Origin of the sequence: Inquilinus sp. Marseille-Q2685, assembly GCF_916619195.1 — a bacterium.
In the GTDB taxonomy this organism is placed as follows: domain Bacteria; phylum Pseudomonadota; class Alphaproteobacteria; order DSM-16000; family Inquilinaceae; genus Inquilinus.
Genome location: NZ_CAKAKL010000012.1, coordinates 99,594 through 113,706, shown reverse-complemented (window position 1 = coordinate 113,706; position 14,113 = coordinate 99,594). Strand labels below are relative to the sequence as shown.

Below are 14,113 nucleotides of genomic sequence, written 5' to 3'. Positions count from 1 at the left end.
GGCTTCGATGACCGACCCATCCCGCGCCGTCCTGGCGATCCATGGCGGCGCCGGCACCATCCGCCGCGAGTCGCTGACTCCGGAGCGGGAGGAGGCCTATCACCAGGGGCTGCGCGCCGCGCTCCGCGCTGGCTACCTCGTCCTGGCGGCCGGCGGCTCGGCGCTCGACGCCGTCACCGCCGCGGTGATGGCGCTGGAGGAGGACCCGCTGTTCAACGCCGGCCGCGGCGCCGTCTTCACCAGCGCCGGCGAGAACGAGATGGATGCGGCGGTGATGGACGGGCGCGACCGGCGCGCCGGCGCCATCGCCGGCATCTGCGGCCCGCGCCACCCGGTCCTCGCCGCCCGCGCGGTGATGGAGCGGACCGAGCACGTCTTCCTGGCCGGCGAGGGGGCGCGCCGCTTCTGCCGCGAGGCCGGGCTGGAGCATATGGACCCGTCCTGGTTCCGCACCGAGCGGCGCTGGCAGGCGCTGCAGGAGGAACTGGAGCGTCGCCGCCAGGCCCTGCCGGACGACGGCGACCCGGCGCGGAAGCATGGCACGGTCGGCGCCGTGGCCTGCGACGCCGCCGGCAACCTCGCCGCCGCCACCTCGACCGGCGGCATGACCGGCAAGACTCCGGGCCGGGTCGGCGACAGCCCGGTGATCGGTGCCGGCACCTGGGCCGACAACGCCACCTGCGCCGTCTCCGCCACCGGCCATGGCGAGTTCTTCATCCGCTACGCCGCGGGGCACGAGATCGACGCCCGCATGCGCTGGGCCGGGCAGGGGCTGGCGCAGGCGGCCGAGGACGTGGTGCAGACGCTTCTCGGCCCTGTCGGCGGCTCCGGCGGGCTGATCGCGGTCGATGCGCAGGGGCATGTCGCGCTGCCCTTCAACTGCGAGGGCATGTATCGCGGCGTGGTCGGGGCCGACGGCGCCCTGCGCACCGCGATCCACCGCGAGGCCCTCCGGGTGGAAGCGGTCTAGGATAGCTGTCGATGGCGGCGAGTCGCCGCGAGCGGGGAGGACAGGATGGCGGTCGATACGGGGAAGCGGCTGGCGGCGCTGCGCGGAAAGATGCGGGAGGCGGGCGTGGACCTCGTCGCGCTCGGGCCCGGCTCGCACATGCAATGGGCGGCCGGCTTCCACCCGCATGCCGATGAGCGGCCCTGCCTGCTGCTGATCGGGCCGGAGCGCGAGGCGTTCCTGATGCCGGTGCTGAACGCCGAAGGCTCGCGCGAGGAGACGGCGATCGCCTTCCACACCTGGGACGACGCCGACGGGCCGGACGCGGCGCTGGCGGCGGCCCTCGCCGATGTGGGCGCGACCAATGCGGCGCATGTGGTGCTGGACGAGACGATGCGGGCCGATTTCGCCCTGCTGCTGCTCGGGGTGCTGCCGGGCGCGCGGCACAGCTTCACCGACAGCACCATCGGCGCGCTGCGCATGCGCAAGGACGCGGCCGAATTCGCCAAACTGAAGATGAATGCCGGCATCGCCGACCGCGCCATGCAGGCGGCCTTCGCCGCGGCCAGGCCGGGCATGACCGAGCTGGAGCTGGCGGCGGTGATCAAGGCGCACTTCAGCTCGGAAGGCGCCTCGCCGGCCTTCTGGATCGTCGGCGGCGGCGGCAACGGCGCCTTCCCGCACCACCAGACCGGCGGGCGCCGGCTGGAAGAGGGCGACGCCGTGGTCGTCGACATCGGCGGCCGCAAGGGCGGCTTTCCCAGCGACATCACCCGCATGGTCGCGATCGGCCGCCCGCCGGAGGGCTATGGCCAGATCCACACCATCGTCGAGAAGGCGGTGCAGGCGGCGTTGAAGGCGGCGAAGCCCGGCGTGATGGCGAAGGAGGTCGACGCCGCCGCCCGGAAGGTCATCGCCGACGCCGGCTACGGCGAATACTTCGTCCACCGCACCGGTCACGGCATGGGCATCGACGGCCACGAGCCGCCCTACATCACCGCCACCTCCGAGACGGTGCTGGAGGAGGGCATGGTGTTCTCGATCGAGCCCGGCATTTACCTCCCGGGCCGCTTCGGGATCCGGCTCGAGGAGATCGTGATCCTGCGCGAGGACGGGCCGGAGATCCTGTCCGCGCTGCCGCGCGACCTGCACGTGGCGCGGGTCTGAGGAAACGGGCCGCCGGTCAGCCGGCCGGCTGCCTTGCATCATCTTCCGGCTCGCCGGTCCAGGATGAGGCCCGGGGCAGGAACAGGTGCACGCGCGTGCCGCGGCCGACCTCGCTGTCGATGCGGATGTGCCCGCCCGACTGGGCGACGAAGCCGTGGACCTGGCTGAGACCGAGGCCGGTGCCTTCGCCTTCGGCCTTGGTCGTGAAGAACGGCTCGAACACGTGGGCGAGGACCTCCCGGCTCATGCCGCAGCCGGTGTCGCCGACCGTCACCCGGACATGGGTGGCGGCGATCCCCGGCACGTCCTCGATCGCCTCGGGGGCGTCGCTGGTCTCGATCGTCAGCGTGCCGCGGCCGGCCATGGCGTCCCGGGCGTTCACCGCGAGGTTGAGGATGGCGACATCGAGCTGGTTGACGTCGATCAGGACCGGGCCCAGCGCCGGGACGAGGCCGCGGCGGATGGCGATGCCGCTGCCGAGCGACCGTTCGAGGATGGTGGTCAACGCCTCGATCCGCTGGTTGAGGTCGACCGGCTCGGGCGTCAGCGGCTGCCGGCGGGAGAAGGCCAGCAGCTGGTGGGTCAGCGCGCCGCCGTTCTGGATCCGGCGCGACAGCTCCTCGATGATCTCCTGGATCTGCGGGCCGGCCGGGTCGCGCGCGATCTGTTTCTCCAGGAGCCGCAGCCCGGCCTGGATGACGGTGAGCAGGTTGTTGAAATCATGGACGATCCCGGCCGTCAGCCGGCCGATGGCCTCGAGCTTCTGCGACTGGCGGCGGCGTTCCTCCCGCGCCCGCTGGGCCGACACGTCGCGCAGGCTGGCCAGCAGCGCCGGGCCGCCGTCCCAGGTGACCTCGACCACCCGCATCTGGACCTCGGCCGGGCCGCGGCCGGGACGGTGGACCGTGATCTCCGTGGTCTCGCCCGACGCCACCGGCCGGCCCAGCGGCACATGCAGCAGCCCGTCGCGCGGATGCCCGAAGATCTCGGCCGCGGCCGGGTTGGCGTAGAGCACGGTGCCGGCGAGGTCGACGACGAGCACGCCGTCGGCCGTGTTCTCGATCAGCAGCCGGAAGCTCGGCTCGCTGAGGCCGGCGAGCCGCCGGTCGTCCCGCAGGTCGGTGATCTCCGCCGCCCGCATGGCCGGGGTGAACGGGCCCGTCATGAGCGGACGGGTGTCGCCAGCGAGGAGTCGCCGAAGACGTCGGGCGCGCCGCCGAACGGCTCCCCGAGATGCATGCCGGCGCCGTCGATGGCGAAGCGGCGGACGTGCTTGTCGTGCTCGCTGCCGCGCATCTTCAGCACCATCAGGCCGCGATTCATCAGGTCGGCCTCCTGGATGTAGCGGAGCAGGATGATCGAATCGGTCAGGGTCGAGATGTGCTGCTCGCTGGCGCTCTGGCCACCGACCAGCGATTTGTTGGTGGCGGTGCACAGCCCGGCGATCTCGCGCTTCTTGATGAAGGAGGTCAGGCTGATCAGGAATTCGCGGAACCCGGTCTCCGGGGCGATGCGCTCCAGCGCCGAGAGGCTGTCGACCGCGATCCGGTCGGGTTTGAACTCCTCGACCAGCTGGCGGATCATCAGCAGGTGGTCCGGCAGTCCCTGGGCCTCGGGATAGAGGCAGACGATCTTCAGCCGGCCGTTGGCCTCCATCGCCTCGAAATCGACGCCCCAGCCGCGGGCGTTGCGGAACAGCTGGCCGCGGCTTTCCTCGTAGCCGACCAGGAGCGCGCGCTCCCCCGCCGCCACGCCGCCGGCGAGGAAGTTGGTGACCAGAAGGGTCTTGCCGGTGCCGGTGGCGCCGCTGACAAGGGTCACGCTGTCGCGGAAGAAGCCGCCGCCGCACATCCGGTCCAGCTCCTCGTTGCCGCTGGTCACGCGCTTGGTGCTCGATTCCTGCTCGAGCCGCAGCGAGGACAGCGGAACGGCGACCATCCCCTTCTGCTCGAGCAGGGTGATCGGCACCTCGCCTTCGACATGACGGCTGCCGCGCATCTTCAGCACCTCGATGGTGCGCCGGCGGCGCTCGCGGTCGAGGGAGTTGCGCAGGATGACGACGTTGTCGGCCACGAACTCCTCGATCCGGTGGCGCGAGATCTCGCCGTATTCGCTGTTGCGCTCCGCGGTCATCAGCACCGTCAGGCCCCGCTGCTTCAGCGCCGACGCGATGCGCAGCAGCTCGCGCCGCACCACCGACTGGTCGGCGATGAAATGGTCGAACAGCTGGGTCAGGGAGTCGAGCACGATGCGCTTGGCGTCCACCGTCTCGACCGCGTGCAGGATGCGGGCCAGGAGGCCCGACAGGTCGAACTCGCCCAGCACCACCTCGTCGCGGTCGCGCGGGCTGGCGTCGACGAAGGCCAGCTTGCCGGCAGCGCGCCAGCGGCCGATGTCCCAGCCGAAGCTGGCCATGTTCACCGCGATCTCCGTCGGCGATTCCTCGAAGGTCACGAACACCCCCGCCTCGCCGAGATCGGCGATGCCATGGGCCAGGAACTGGGTCGCGAACACGGTCTTGCCGCTGCCGGGCGTGCCGCCGACGATCGTCATCCGGCCACGCGGCAGCCCGCCCATCACCAGGTCGTCGAACGCCTCGATGCCCGTCCTCACGCGACCGAGCACAGGGTCGAGGTCGGTCTCCTCCTCCGAAACCATCACGCTAGATCCTTCTCTTCAGGCCAAAGAAATCGAGGACCTGGTCGACGTCGCCGAGGTCGCCGATCAGGCGCCGCGGCGGGCGGCTGGACTCGTCCGAAAGGGTCGGGGTCGCCAGGATGCCCGCCGCCTCGGCGGCCGGGCCGTCCGCCAGGATGTCCACGATCTCGATCTCGACCTGCCCGCCCATGGCGTCGATCAGGCGCTGCCGTCCCTCCAGAGCGCGCCGGGCGCCGGGCGTCTGCCCGGCCACGTAGAGCCGCAGAAGCGGGATCGGTCCCAGGACGGGCGGCGGCTGTGGTGTCATCGGTCACGCCTGGCTGCGGGCGAACAAGCGGTGTTGGCGTGCTCCGGGCGCCCCGCCAAGGAATCTCCGATATTCGGCATTCCATTCTCCCGAGGCAGCGCGCGAGTCTCGCCCCGGGAGCCGATGCGCCGCCGCTCGTGCTCGAACAGGTCTCTGGCCAGCGCCGAATGCGCCTTTCTAGACCCGATCCACCCCCGCGTCTGTGCAGTAGTGGACACTTTTTCCGTTCTGGGGGCGTTGATTGGGCGGAACGCAACGCAACGGGATTGCAAGATGGGGTACACAGCGCACTACGCGCCCGACCAGATCGGCAACAACCTGCTGCGCGCCCTCAGGGCCGAAGACTGGGAGATCCTGAGGCCGATGCTGGAGGAGTGGTCGGCGCCGACCGGCACGATCCTGCACCATCCGGGCGATACGGTCCGCTGCGCCTATTTCCCACGGGGATCGAGCCTGATCTCCTATCTGGTCGTGCTTCAGGACGGCCGGGCCATCGAGACGGCCCTGGTCGGCCGGGAAGGGGCCATCGGCGGGATCGTCAGCCCGGGGCGCCTCCCGGCCCCTGCCCGGGCGGGGGGGCAGCTCGGAGGGGCCCTCTTCCCGGCCGAGCTGCATCATCTGGAGCAGGCGAAGAGCCGGTCGCAGACGCTGCGGCACCTGTTCGCGCGCTATGCCGACTGCATGATGGCGCAGGTGTTCCAGTCGGTCGCCTGCAACGCCGCCCATTCGATCGAGCAGCGCACGGCGAAATGGTTGCTGGCCGCGATCGAGCGCACCGGTTCCCCCGATGTGGCGCTGACGCAGGAGCAGCTGTCCGCCACCCTCGGCGTCGGCCGCACCTATCTCAGCCGGATCATCCACGACCTGCGCGAGCGCGGCGTGATCGAGACGCGGCGGGGCCGCATCGGGGTCCGCGACGTGGACGGGCTGCGCGCCCTCGCCTGCGAATGCAACGCCGCCGTCAGCAGCCACTTCGACGACGTGCTGCAGGGTGTCTACCCGTCCGAATTCGCCTTCGGGAAATGACGCGGAGCCCGCGGGCCCCCATATCGGATGACCGGGAGCAACGACGGAGACCTGCCCTGCAGCCCGACCTGTTCGGCCCGCCGCCGCTCGCCGGCCTGGCCACCGTCGAGGACATCGTCACGCCGGAGGAGGAGCGGCGGCTGACCGCGGCGATCGACGCGGCGGGGCTGTCGCCCTTCCGCTATCAGGGCTGGGAAGGCCGGCGCCTGACCGCCACCTTCGGCTGGCGCTACGATTTCGACGACGGCAGCTTCCGGCCGGCAGAGCCGATCCCGGGCTGGCTGCTGCCGCTGCGGGGGAAGGCGGCCCGCTTTGCCGGGCTCGACGCGGCGGAGCTCGCCCAGGCGTTGCTGATCCGCTACGACCCCGGCGCCGGCATCGGCTGGCACCGGGACCGGCCGGTGTTCGAGCACGTGGTCGGCGTGTCACTCGGCGCCACGGCGACGATGCGCTTCCGGCGCCGAAGGCCGGAGGGAGGCTTCGACCGCATCTCCCTGCCGCTGCCGCCGCGCTCCGCCTACCACCTGTCCGGGGAGGCGCGGCACGAATGGGAGCACAGCATCCCGGAGATGGCGGCGACGCGCTGGTCGGTCACCTTCCGCAGCCTGTCGGGCCGGCGGCGCTGACGCCCCTCAGCCGAACGCCACCAGCTCGCGCAGCTGGTCGAACTCCGCCACGATCGGCGCGCCCGCCTCGTCCGGCTTTACCGACTCGTCGCGGATGACCTGGACCACATGCACGCCGGCCTGGCGCGCCGCCGCGACTTCGCGCGGATTGTCGGTCAGGAACAGGATGCGCTCGGGCGCGGCCCCCAGATCGGCCGCGATCTTCCGGTAGGAGTCGGGTTCCACCTTGGCGCCGATATCGGTGTCGTAATGCCGGCCGAAATAGGGCCGCAGGTCGCCGCGGTTGGAGTTCTGGAAGAACTCGACCTGCGCCTTGACCGAGCCGGAGGAGAAGATGTGCATCGGCACGCCGGCCTTGTACCAGCCCTCCAGCGCCGCATGGGCGTCGTCGTAGATATGGCCCTTGAAGGCGCCTTCCTTGTAGCCCTCCTCCCAGACCAGCCCCTGCAGCATCTTCAGCGGCGGCACCTTCTGGTCGGCGTCCTGCCAGTCGATCAGCGCGGCGACCGGGTCCTGGCCGGGCCCGGTCCGCTCTGCCGTCTCCTTCAGCGCGCGCTGCACCACCGGATGGTCCGGGTGCTTGGCGACGAAGACCGGAATGCGCTCCCGCGCGAAGGGGTACAGCACGTCCAGCACATAGCGCTGCGAGCTGATCGTCCCCTCGATGTCGAGCAGGATCAGGTCGATCGGGTGGGTCTGGAAGGTCAGGGTCATCTCGGTCTCTCAGGCCGCGCGAGTCGCCGCCACGATATCGGCTGTCGTCCGGAAGCGCTCGGGCTCCGTCAGCATGCGCCGGGCCAGCAGCACGGTGCGGCGCTCGCAGGCGGCCCGGCGGTCCGGGTCGGCGATCCGCAGGAAGTCGGCAACATGGGCGTAGCTGAACACCCGGCGGATCATCTTCAGCGCGGCGAATCCCACCATGTCGGCGAAGATCTCTGCCTCCAGCGCCTCGTAGTCCGGCCGCAGCAGGGCGGCCGAAGCGGGCTTGGGGAACAGGTCGTCGTGCCAGGCGTCGCCGCCGCCTCCGGTCTCCCACAGCCGGCGGAAGGTGCGGCTGAAGCTGTCCCACAGCAGCGCCGGCTGTTCCAGCAGCCATTCGGCCATGGCGGCGCGGTCGTCGCCCGGCCCGGCATGGCCCGGCTGCGTCAGATGGCTGATCAGGATGTTGGCGAGATAGGCGCCGAGGTCGAAGCCGATCGGGCCGTAGAGGGCGAATTCCGGGTCGATCACCTTGGTGTCCGTCTCGGTCACCATGATCGCCGCGGTGTGCAGGTCGGAATGGATCAGCGCCTGGCCCACGGTCAGGAAGCGCCAGGCCAGGCGGCCGGCGGCGCGCTTGAGAGGCACGTCCTCGCGAAAGCCGTAGGCGAGGTCGTCCAACTGCGGGCTGGTCCAGGAGCTGCGCGGGTTGTCGCGGTAGGCGTCCTGGAAGATCAGGTCGAGCGTGATGCGCTGCAGCTCCACCCCGGCGGCGAAGCGGGCCTGCCACTCCCGCACCCGCTCCAGCGGCTGATGGAAGGGCGAGGTGCGGTAGCAGGCGCGGGCGACGAAGGCGCCGATATCGGCCGAGACGCGGGGGAAGCGCCTGCCCTCGATCAGGGCGTAGCGCAGCGTCTCGTGCGGCGTCAGCAGCTCCATCGCCAGGATCTGCCGGCCGGGATCGTAGTGATACAGCTTCGGCAGCGCGCCTTCAGCCAGCGGGCCGACGATGGCGAGGTAGGACTGCTCGAAGAAGGCCCGGTTGTCCGGCAGCGGCCAGCTCTCGCCGGCATGGCGCACCCAGGGCAGGGCCTGCTTCAGGCACAGGCCCCCGGCCGGACCGCGCACCAGGAAGACGACGTTGAGGAACCCGTCGCTGGCCTCGCGGATGTCCCAGTTCTCCGGGTCGCCGCCGAGGACCGCCGCGAGGTCCGGATGGGCGGCGAGATAGGCGCGGGCGGCCGGGACGTCCAGCGGGCGGATAGTCACTTCACGCTCCCCTCGGTCAGCCCCGCCACCAGCCAGCGCTGGGCCAGCAGGGCGATGAGATAGATCGGCGCGATCCCGACCAGCGAGGCCGCGGCCATCTGGCCGAAATTCACCAGCCGGTCGCCCTGGAACAGCGAGATGCCGACGGTCAGCGTCCGGGTCTCGTCGGCGAAGGTGAAGACCGAGGCGAACAGGAACTCGTTGTAGCCGAGGATGATCACGATGATCGCCGTCGCCGCGATGCCCGGGGCGACCAGCGGCGCGATCACCCGGGCGAGGGTCAACAGCGGCCCGGCCCCGTCGATCGCGGCGGCGTCCTCGATCTCGCGCGGGATGCGGCGCAGGAACGGGATCAGCAGCCACAACGCCACCGGCACGTTGGTCAGGCCGTAGACCAGGGCAAGGCCGATCACGCTGTTCAAGAGACCCGTCGCCTTCAGCAGGAAGAAGAACGGGATCGCGGCCACGATCGGCGGCGCCACGAAGCTGCCGAAGGCGATCGAGACCAGCCGTTCGCCCGCTTTGTCCAGGCGCAGGCAGGCATAGGCGGCGGGCAGGGCGATCAGGATGGTGACGACGCCGCCCAGCACCGCCGTCAGCACCGAATTGACGATGAAGCGGGTCAGCGCCGTGGCGCCGAAGGCGGCCGGCCAGTTGGCCAGGGTCGGCGCCTCCGGCAGGAAGCTACCGCTCAGCACCTGGTCCGGAGACTTGAAGGAGACCGACAGCAGATAAGCCAGCGGCAGCAGGAAGGCCGCGGCCACCAGCACGGCGACCAGGTCGATCCAGGACCAGCGATGCGGCGCCTCCGGCCGCGCGGTGTGGGCGGCGGGGGTCATGTGTACCGCGCCTCCAGCCGCTTCGCCGCGCGCGAGGCCGGCCAGACCACCAGGCTGACGAACGCCGTGAAGACCAGGGTCGCGGCGGCGGCGCGGCCGACGTCGAACTGCTCGAAGGCCAGGCGCCAGATCTGGAAGCCGCTGGTCGTGGTGTCGAAGCCCGGCCCGCCGAAGGTCAGGACATAGACCAGGTCGAACAGCTTGAAGGCCATCACCAGCCGCAGCAGGAACACCGCAGCCATTGTCGGCACCAGCAGCGGCAGGGTGATGTGGCGGAAGCGCTGCCAGGCCGTGGCGCCGTCCAGCCGCGCCGCCTCCATCACCTCCTCCGACAGGCCCTTGATCGCGGCGAAGCACAGCAGGGCGACGAAGGGCGTCCACTGCCAGGCGTCGGCGACGACGATGGCGACGGCGGCCCAGCCGGAGGAGCCGAGGAAGCTCATCGGCGCGTCGATCAGCCCGGCGGCGCGCAGCCAGCCGTTCAGCAGGCCGCCATCGGCGGCGAAGATCAGCTTCCAGGCGACGCCGACCATCACCGGCGGCGTCATCAGCGGCAGCAGCGCCAGGCTGGTCAGCACCCGGCCGGCCTTCACCAGGCGATGGAACAGCAGGGCCAGCGCCAGGCCCAGCACCAGCTCGATCGCCGCCATCGGCAGGGCGAAGGCGGCGCTGCGCCATAGCGAGGCCAGGAAAGCCGGGTCGCCCAGCACCCGCGCGAAATTGGCGATGCCGGCCCAGTCGCGCAACGGTTTGCCGAGCGTGCTCCTGCTGAGGGAGAGGGCGACCAGCGCCACCAGCGGATAGAGCGTGGTCAGCACCAGCGTCACCACCAGCGGCGAGGCCAGGGACCTGGTCCCCGGCCGCCACCGCCGGCGCCGCGCCGGCGCTGCCGCCCGTGCCGTGTCGATGCTCTCCGCCAGGGCCATCACGAACCGATGATCGCGGTCCACTGCTCATGCGCGGCCGCGATCGCCTCCTCGGGCGACTTCTGGTCGGCCAGCACCAGCGCCAGCTCGTCGGCCAGCACCTGCATCAGCTGCGGCGATTCCGGGCCGTTCGGCCAGGGCAGGCCGTTCTCCAGCGCCCCGGCCAGCGCGGTCTGCACCTTCGGCGCGAAGGCCTTGTACTCCGGCGCGTTCAGCGTCGATGTGCGGTCCGGGTCGATGCCGCTGCCGGTGGTCAGCAGCAGGTCGAGGCCGGTCTTGGCGCTGGTGGCGAACTTGATGAACTCCCACGCATGCTCCTGCTTCTCGGAGCCCGAGGAGATGGCGAAGGCGAAGCCGGAGTTCAGCGCCAGCCGGCTGGTCTTGTTCGAACCGCCGACCGGGATCCGCACCGCGTCCCATTTGTCGACGATCTTCGACCCCTTCGGGTCCTGGGCATAGACGCCGAGGTCGCTCCAGAACTCGATCATCGCGACCTTGCCCGACAGGAAGGCCGGCAGGCCTTCCTCGAAGCGGGTCTCCAAGGGGGTCGGCAGGGCCGAGGGCGCGGCGTCCTTCAGCGCCTTGGCCGCCTCGACCGCCGGGGACTCGTCGAGGGCGGAGGATCCGTCCTCCTTCAGGTAGCGGCCGCCGAAGCCGGCCAGGCGGTTGGCGTAGGACGCGCCGATGATGATCGGCGCCTTGCCGCCCAGCACCGCGGCGCCGTAGATGCCGTTGGCCTTCTCGGCCTCGGTGATCGCCTTCGACCGCTCCAGATACTCGTCCCAGGTGGTCGGGGGCTTCAGCCCGTGCCGGTCGAAGATCTCCTTGTTGTAGAACAGCAGGTGGCTGTCGCCGTCATAGGGCAGCCCCCAGCGCTTGCCGTCGGCCAGGGTGTAGGGATCGTAGATCGAGCGCAGATAGTCGTCCGGCTGGATCTCCGCCTTGTCCCGCTCGATCCATTCGGTGACGTCGACGATGATGCCGTCATTCGCCAGCGCGCCGACGCCGGTGTACCAGTAGTCGATCACGTCGAAATTGTTGGTGCCGGACTGCACGTCCAGCGTCGCCTTGGCCTGCAACTGGTCGTAGGGCACGGCGGTGACGTTGATCTTGCCGCCGGTCGCCTTCTCCCAGGCCTCGGCCAGATACCGCCCGGCCACCACATGCGGCTGGATGATCATCAGGTTCAGGCTCTGGCCGTCGAAGCGCCTGCCCTGGGCGAAGGCCCGGCCGAGGGGCGCGAGGCCGAGCCCGAGCGCGCCGGCGGAGGCCCCGGCCAGGAAGCGGCGGCGGCCGATCGGAAAGGTGTGGTCGCGGACGGTGGTCATGGCGGTGAATCCTGAAGGGCGCGGGCGTCGAGCCGTGGTGGATGGGGCCGGTGCCAGCCCCCTCACCCGAAATCGCTGCGCGATTTCGACCTCTCGCCGGGGGAGAGGTAAAGAGGGCGGAGCTCATATTCCCCTCTCCTCGGGGAGAGGGAGGGGCCCGTCGCGTTGGCGACGGGAGGATGAGGGGGAGAGCGGTGCTTCCCCCCGGGCACCCGTCAGCCGGCGTAGAGCGGGAAGCGGCGGGCGATGGTGTCGCCGGTGAATTTGGCGATCCAGCCGTCGCTGTTCTCGAACAGGCGGATCGCGGTGAAGCGCGGCGCCGGGCCCATGTCGAACCAATGGGTGGTGCCGGCCGGCACGCTGATCAGGTCGTCCTTGGTACACACCACCTTGAACACCCGACCGGCCTTGCGCAGGTAGAAGGCGCCGGAGCCCTCGACGAAGAACCGGACCTCGTCCTCGCTGTGGGTGTGCTCGTCCAGGAACTTCTCGCGGAAGGCCTCGCGCTGCGGGTGGTCCGGCTGCATCCGCACCACGTCCACCGACTTGTAGCCGCATTCCGCCTTCAGCCGGTCGATCTCCGGCTTGTAGGCCGCGATCACCGCGTCCTGGTCGGCATCTGCCGCCAGCGGCGCGCTCGCCGCCCAGCGCTCGAACCGCACGCCGATGGCGTTCAGCTCGCGCGCGATCGCGGCGCCGTCCTCGGTGTCCACCAGCAGCGCCGCGGGGTTGGTCTCGTCATAGACATAGAGCCGGGTCATGGCTGCAGCCTCCGTCGCTCGAACTCGAATCCCAGCAGGACCTCCAGCGCCTCCAGATGGCGCCGCGCCTCGGCCGGGGTGCGGCCCCAGGCATAGAGCCCGTGGCCGGCCAGGAGATAGCCGGGAATGGCGGGGGCGGCGCCCAGCCGCGCCAGCACCTGCGGGCCCAGCACCGCCATGTCCTGCGAATTGGCGAAGACCGGGATGTCCAGCGCGACCTCGTGGGTCTTCACGCCCGCCAGCGCCTTCTGCAGCTCGAAGCCTTGGATCCGCACCGCGCCCTTCGGGGCGTCGACCAGCGACAGCAGCGTCGCCGCCGGGCTGTGCACATGGAAAATCGCGCCGATCTCCGGAAACGCCCGGTACAAATCGACATGCAGGGGCGCCTCGGCCGAGGCGCGCGGATGCGCCGGGTCGGCCAGCGACACGGTGATGATGTCGTCGCGGGTCAGCCGGGCCTTGTCGGTGCCGGTGGCGGTGATGGCGATGCCGTCGGCGTCGATCCGGGCGGAGAAGTTGCCGCTGGTGGCCGGCACCCAGCCACGGGCGCCGGCGAAGGCGGCGCCGTCCAGCACGGCCTGGATCGCCGCCTCCTGCTCCGCCGGCCTCTGCGGCAGGCGGGACACGGGCGAGACGGGAAGGATGTCGGGTGTCGGGGCCATGATCGATCCGGGGCGAGACGGCGGGTCCTGCATTTCGCAACGCAGCACGAGGAATTTTCGCTAAATTCCCCTCGCCGCAAGCGTCCAGACCTTATATGCGCGCCGGTCGGTGTCAATTTCAATTTGTATAACATAATTTCGAGTTGAATGGACGGGCCCGAACTCGGATCCGGCCGGCGCGGTTAACCTTCCAGTTGCTGGAAGCCCCATTTCGCCGGGGATGGAGCAGAGGGAGCAGGGAATGGCGCACGCCCACCACGCCCATTCGGCGCATCACCACCGGGTCGCGCCGCCGGCGCCGGCCGGCACCATCTGCGCGCGGTCCGGCTCGACGGCTGAAGGAGCGGCCGGGGATCGCGGGATCCCCGGCGCCGTGCCGCGGTCAGGCGGCCTTCTTGTTCAGGCTGCGCTCCGCCAGCTGGTTCAGCAGCTGGTCGGTCTTCTTCTCCTCCTTCAGGGTCTGGTCCAGCAGGTCCACCGCATCCTTCATCCCCAGCTGCTGCGCCCAGGCCTTGAGCGTGCCGTAGCGGGAGATCTCGTAATGCTCGACCGCCTGGGCCGCGGACAGCAGCCCGGCGTCGAGGGCCGGGGTGCCCTTGAACTCGTCCATCACCTCGGCCGCTTCCGCGATCAGCCCCTGGATCGCCTCGCAGGGCTTGGTCTGGGCCCGCTTGCCGAGGATCTCGACCACCTGCTCCAGCCGCTGCACCTGGCCGTCGGTCTCGTCGCGGTGGGTCTCGAAGGCCTGGGCCAGCTCCGGCGTCTTGGTCGCCTTCGCCATCTTGGTCAGGCCGCGCAGGATCTGCTTCTCGGCGTGATACATGTCCTTCAGCGTCTCGAGGAACAGATCGTCGAGGGTCTTTTCCTTGGTCGCCATGGTCTCTCCTCCGGTTGAA

At 70.5% G+C, this 14,113-nt stretch carries 15 protein-coding genes; 4 read left to right on the top strand and 11 right to left on the bottom strand.

The window, feature by feature from the left end:
* Positions 1-7: 7 nt before the first annotated feature.
* Entirely contained in the window at positions 8-970 is a 963-nt protein-coding gene (locus tag LG391_RS32235; protein ID WP_225772853.1) for an isoaspartyl peptidase/L-asparaginase family protein, read from the top strand.
* Between the two features lie 45 nt (positions 971-1,015).
* The gene (locus LG391_RS32230; RefSeq protein ID WP_225772851.1) at positions 1,016-2,116 is read left to right on the top strand and encodes a Xaa-Pro peptidase family protein; all 1,101 of its coding nucleotides are present in this window, start codon (positions 1,016-1,018) and stop codon (positions 2,114-2,116) included.
* A 16-nt stretch (positions 2,117-2,132) separates the two neighbouring features.
* Here the strand turns inward: LG391_RS32230 and LG391_RS32225 are convergent, their stop codons facing one another.
* The 3 genes from LG391_RS32225 to LG391_RS32215 are packed head-to-tail and all read right to left on the bottom strand — an operon-like array spanning position 2,133 to position 5,081.
* Positions 2,133-3,281 carry a nitrogen regulation protein NR(II) gene (locus LG391_RS32225; protein ID WP_225772849.1) on the bottom strand — a complete coding sequence of 383 codons (1,149 nt, stop codon included), beginning with the start codon at positions 3,279-3,281 and terminating at the stop codon, positions 2,133-2,135.
* A complete protein-coding gene (gene kaiC / locus LG391_RS32220) occupies positions 3,278-4,774 on the bottom strand; it encodes a circadian clock protein KaiC (protein WP_225772847.1) in 1,497 nt (498 codons plus the stop codon). The genes LG391_RS32225 and kaiC overlap by 4 nt, the downstream gene beginning before the upstream one ends.
* Positions 4,775-4,778: 4 nt before the next feature.
* Positions 4,779-5,081, bottom strand: a complete 303-nt coding sequence (locus LG391_RS32215) for a circadian clock KaiB family protein (RefSeq protein WP_225772845.1) — start codon at positions 5,079-5,081, stop codon at positions 4,779-4,781.
* A gap of 273 nt (positions 5,082-5,354) precedes the next feature.
* Here LG391_RS32215 and LG391_RS32210 point away from each other — a divergent pair, with 273 nt between their 5' ends.
* Together LG391_RS32210 and LG391_RS32205 are read left to right on the top strand one after the other, a co-directional pair.
* The gene (locus tag LG391_RS32210) at positions 5,355-6,107 is read left to right on the top strand and encodes a Crp/Fnr family transcriptional regulator (RefSeq protein ID WP_225772844.1); all 753 of its coding nucleotides are present in this window, start codon (positions 5,355-5,357) and stop codon (positions 6,105-6,107) included.
* On the top strand, positions 6,104-6,733 hold the full coding sequence (locus tag LG391_RS32205; RefSeq protein WP_225772842.1) for an alpha-ketoglutarate-dependent dioxygenase AlkB: 630 nt from the start codon (positions 6,104-6,106) through the stop codon (positions 6,731-6,733). Before LG391_RS32210 ends, LG391_RS32205 begins: the two co-directional genes overlap by 4 nt.
* A 6-nt stretch (positions 6,734-6,739) precedes the next feature.
* Here LG391_RS32205 and mtnC read toward each other — a convergent pair whose 3' ends face one another.
* The 8 genes from mtnC to LG391_RS32165 all read right to left on the bottom strand — a co-directional run bounded on the left by mtnC (position 6,740) and on the right by LG391_RS32165 (position 14,094).
* Positions 6,740-7,447: an acireductone synthase gene (mtnC, locus tag LG391_RS32200; protein ID WP_225772840.1), complete on the bottom strand. Its 708-nt coding sequence runs from the start codon at positions 7,445-7,447 to the stop codon at positions 6,740-6,742.
* Between the two features lie 9 nt (positions 7,448-7,456).
* Positions 7,457-8,701: an S-methyl-5-thioribose kinase gene (gene mtnK / locus LG391_RS32195; protein ID WP_225772838.1), complete on the bottom strand. Its 1,245-nt coding sequence runs from the start codon at positions 8,699-8,701 to the stop codon at positions 7,457-7,459.
* A complete protein-coding gene (locus LG391_RS32190) occupies positions 8,698-9,540 on the bottom strand; it encodes a carbohydrate ABC transporter permease (protein WP_225772836.1) in 843 nt (280 codons plus the stop codon). The genes mtnK and LG391_RS32190 overlap by 4 nt, the downstream gene beginning before the upstream one ends.
* Positions 9,537-10,490 carry a carbohydrate ABC transporter permease gene (locus LG391_RS32185; RefSeq protein WP_225772834.1) on the bottom strand — a complete coding sequence of 318 codons (954 nt, stop codon included), beginning with the start codon at positions 10,488-10,490 and terminating at the stop codon, positions 9,537-9,539. The genes LG391_RS32190 and LG391_RS32185 overlap by 4 nt, the downstream gene beginning before the upstream one ends.
* The gene (locus LG391_RS32180) at positions 10,466-11,794 is read right to left on the bottom strand and encodes a sugar ABC transporter substrate-binding protein (protein ID WP_225772832.1); all 1,329 of its coding nucleotides are present in this window, start codon (positions 11,792-11,794) and stop codon (positions 10,466-10,468) included. Before LG391_RS32180 ends, LG391_RS32185 begins: the two co-directional genes overlap by 25 nt.
* Before the next feature lie 215 nt (positions 11,795-12,009).
* Positions 12,010-12,555 (bottom strand): acireductone dioxygenase, encoded by a 546-nt coding sequence (locus tag LG391_RS32175; protein ID WP_225772830.1) that lies wholly within the window; start codon positions 12,553-12,555, stop codon positions 12,010-12,012.
* Complete coding sequence (locus LG391_RS32170; RefSeq protein WP_225772828.1) at positions 12,552-13,217, bottom strand: methylthioribulose 1-phosphate dehydratase; 666 nt, start codon at positions 13,215-13,217, stop codon at positions 12,552-12,554. Before LG391_RS32170 ends, LG391_RS32175 begins: the two co-directional genes overlap by 4 nt.
* Positions 13,218-13,599: 382 nt before the next feature.
* Positions 13,600-14,094: a ferritin-like domain-containing protein gene (locus LG391_RS32165; RefSeq protein ID WP_225772826.1), complete on the bottom strand. Its 495-nt coding sequence runs from the start codon at positions 14,092-14,094 to the stop codon at positions 13,600-13,602.
* Positions 14,095-14,113: the final 19 nt, after the last annotated feature.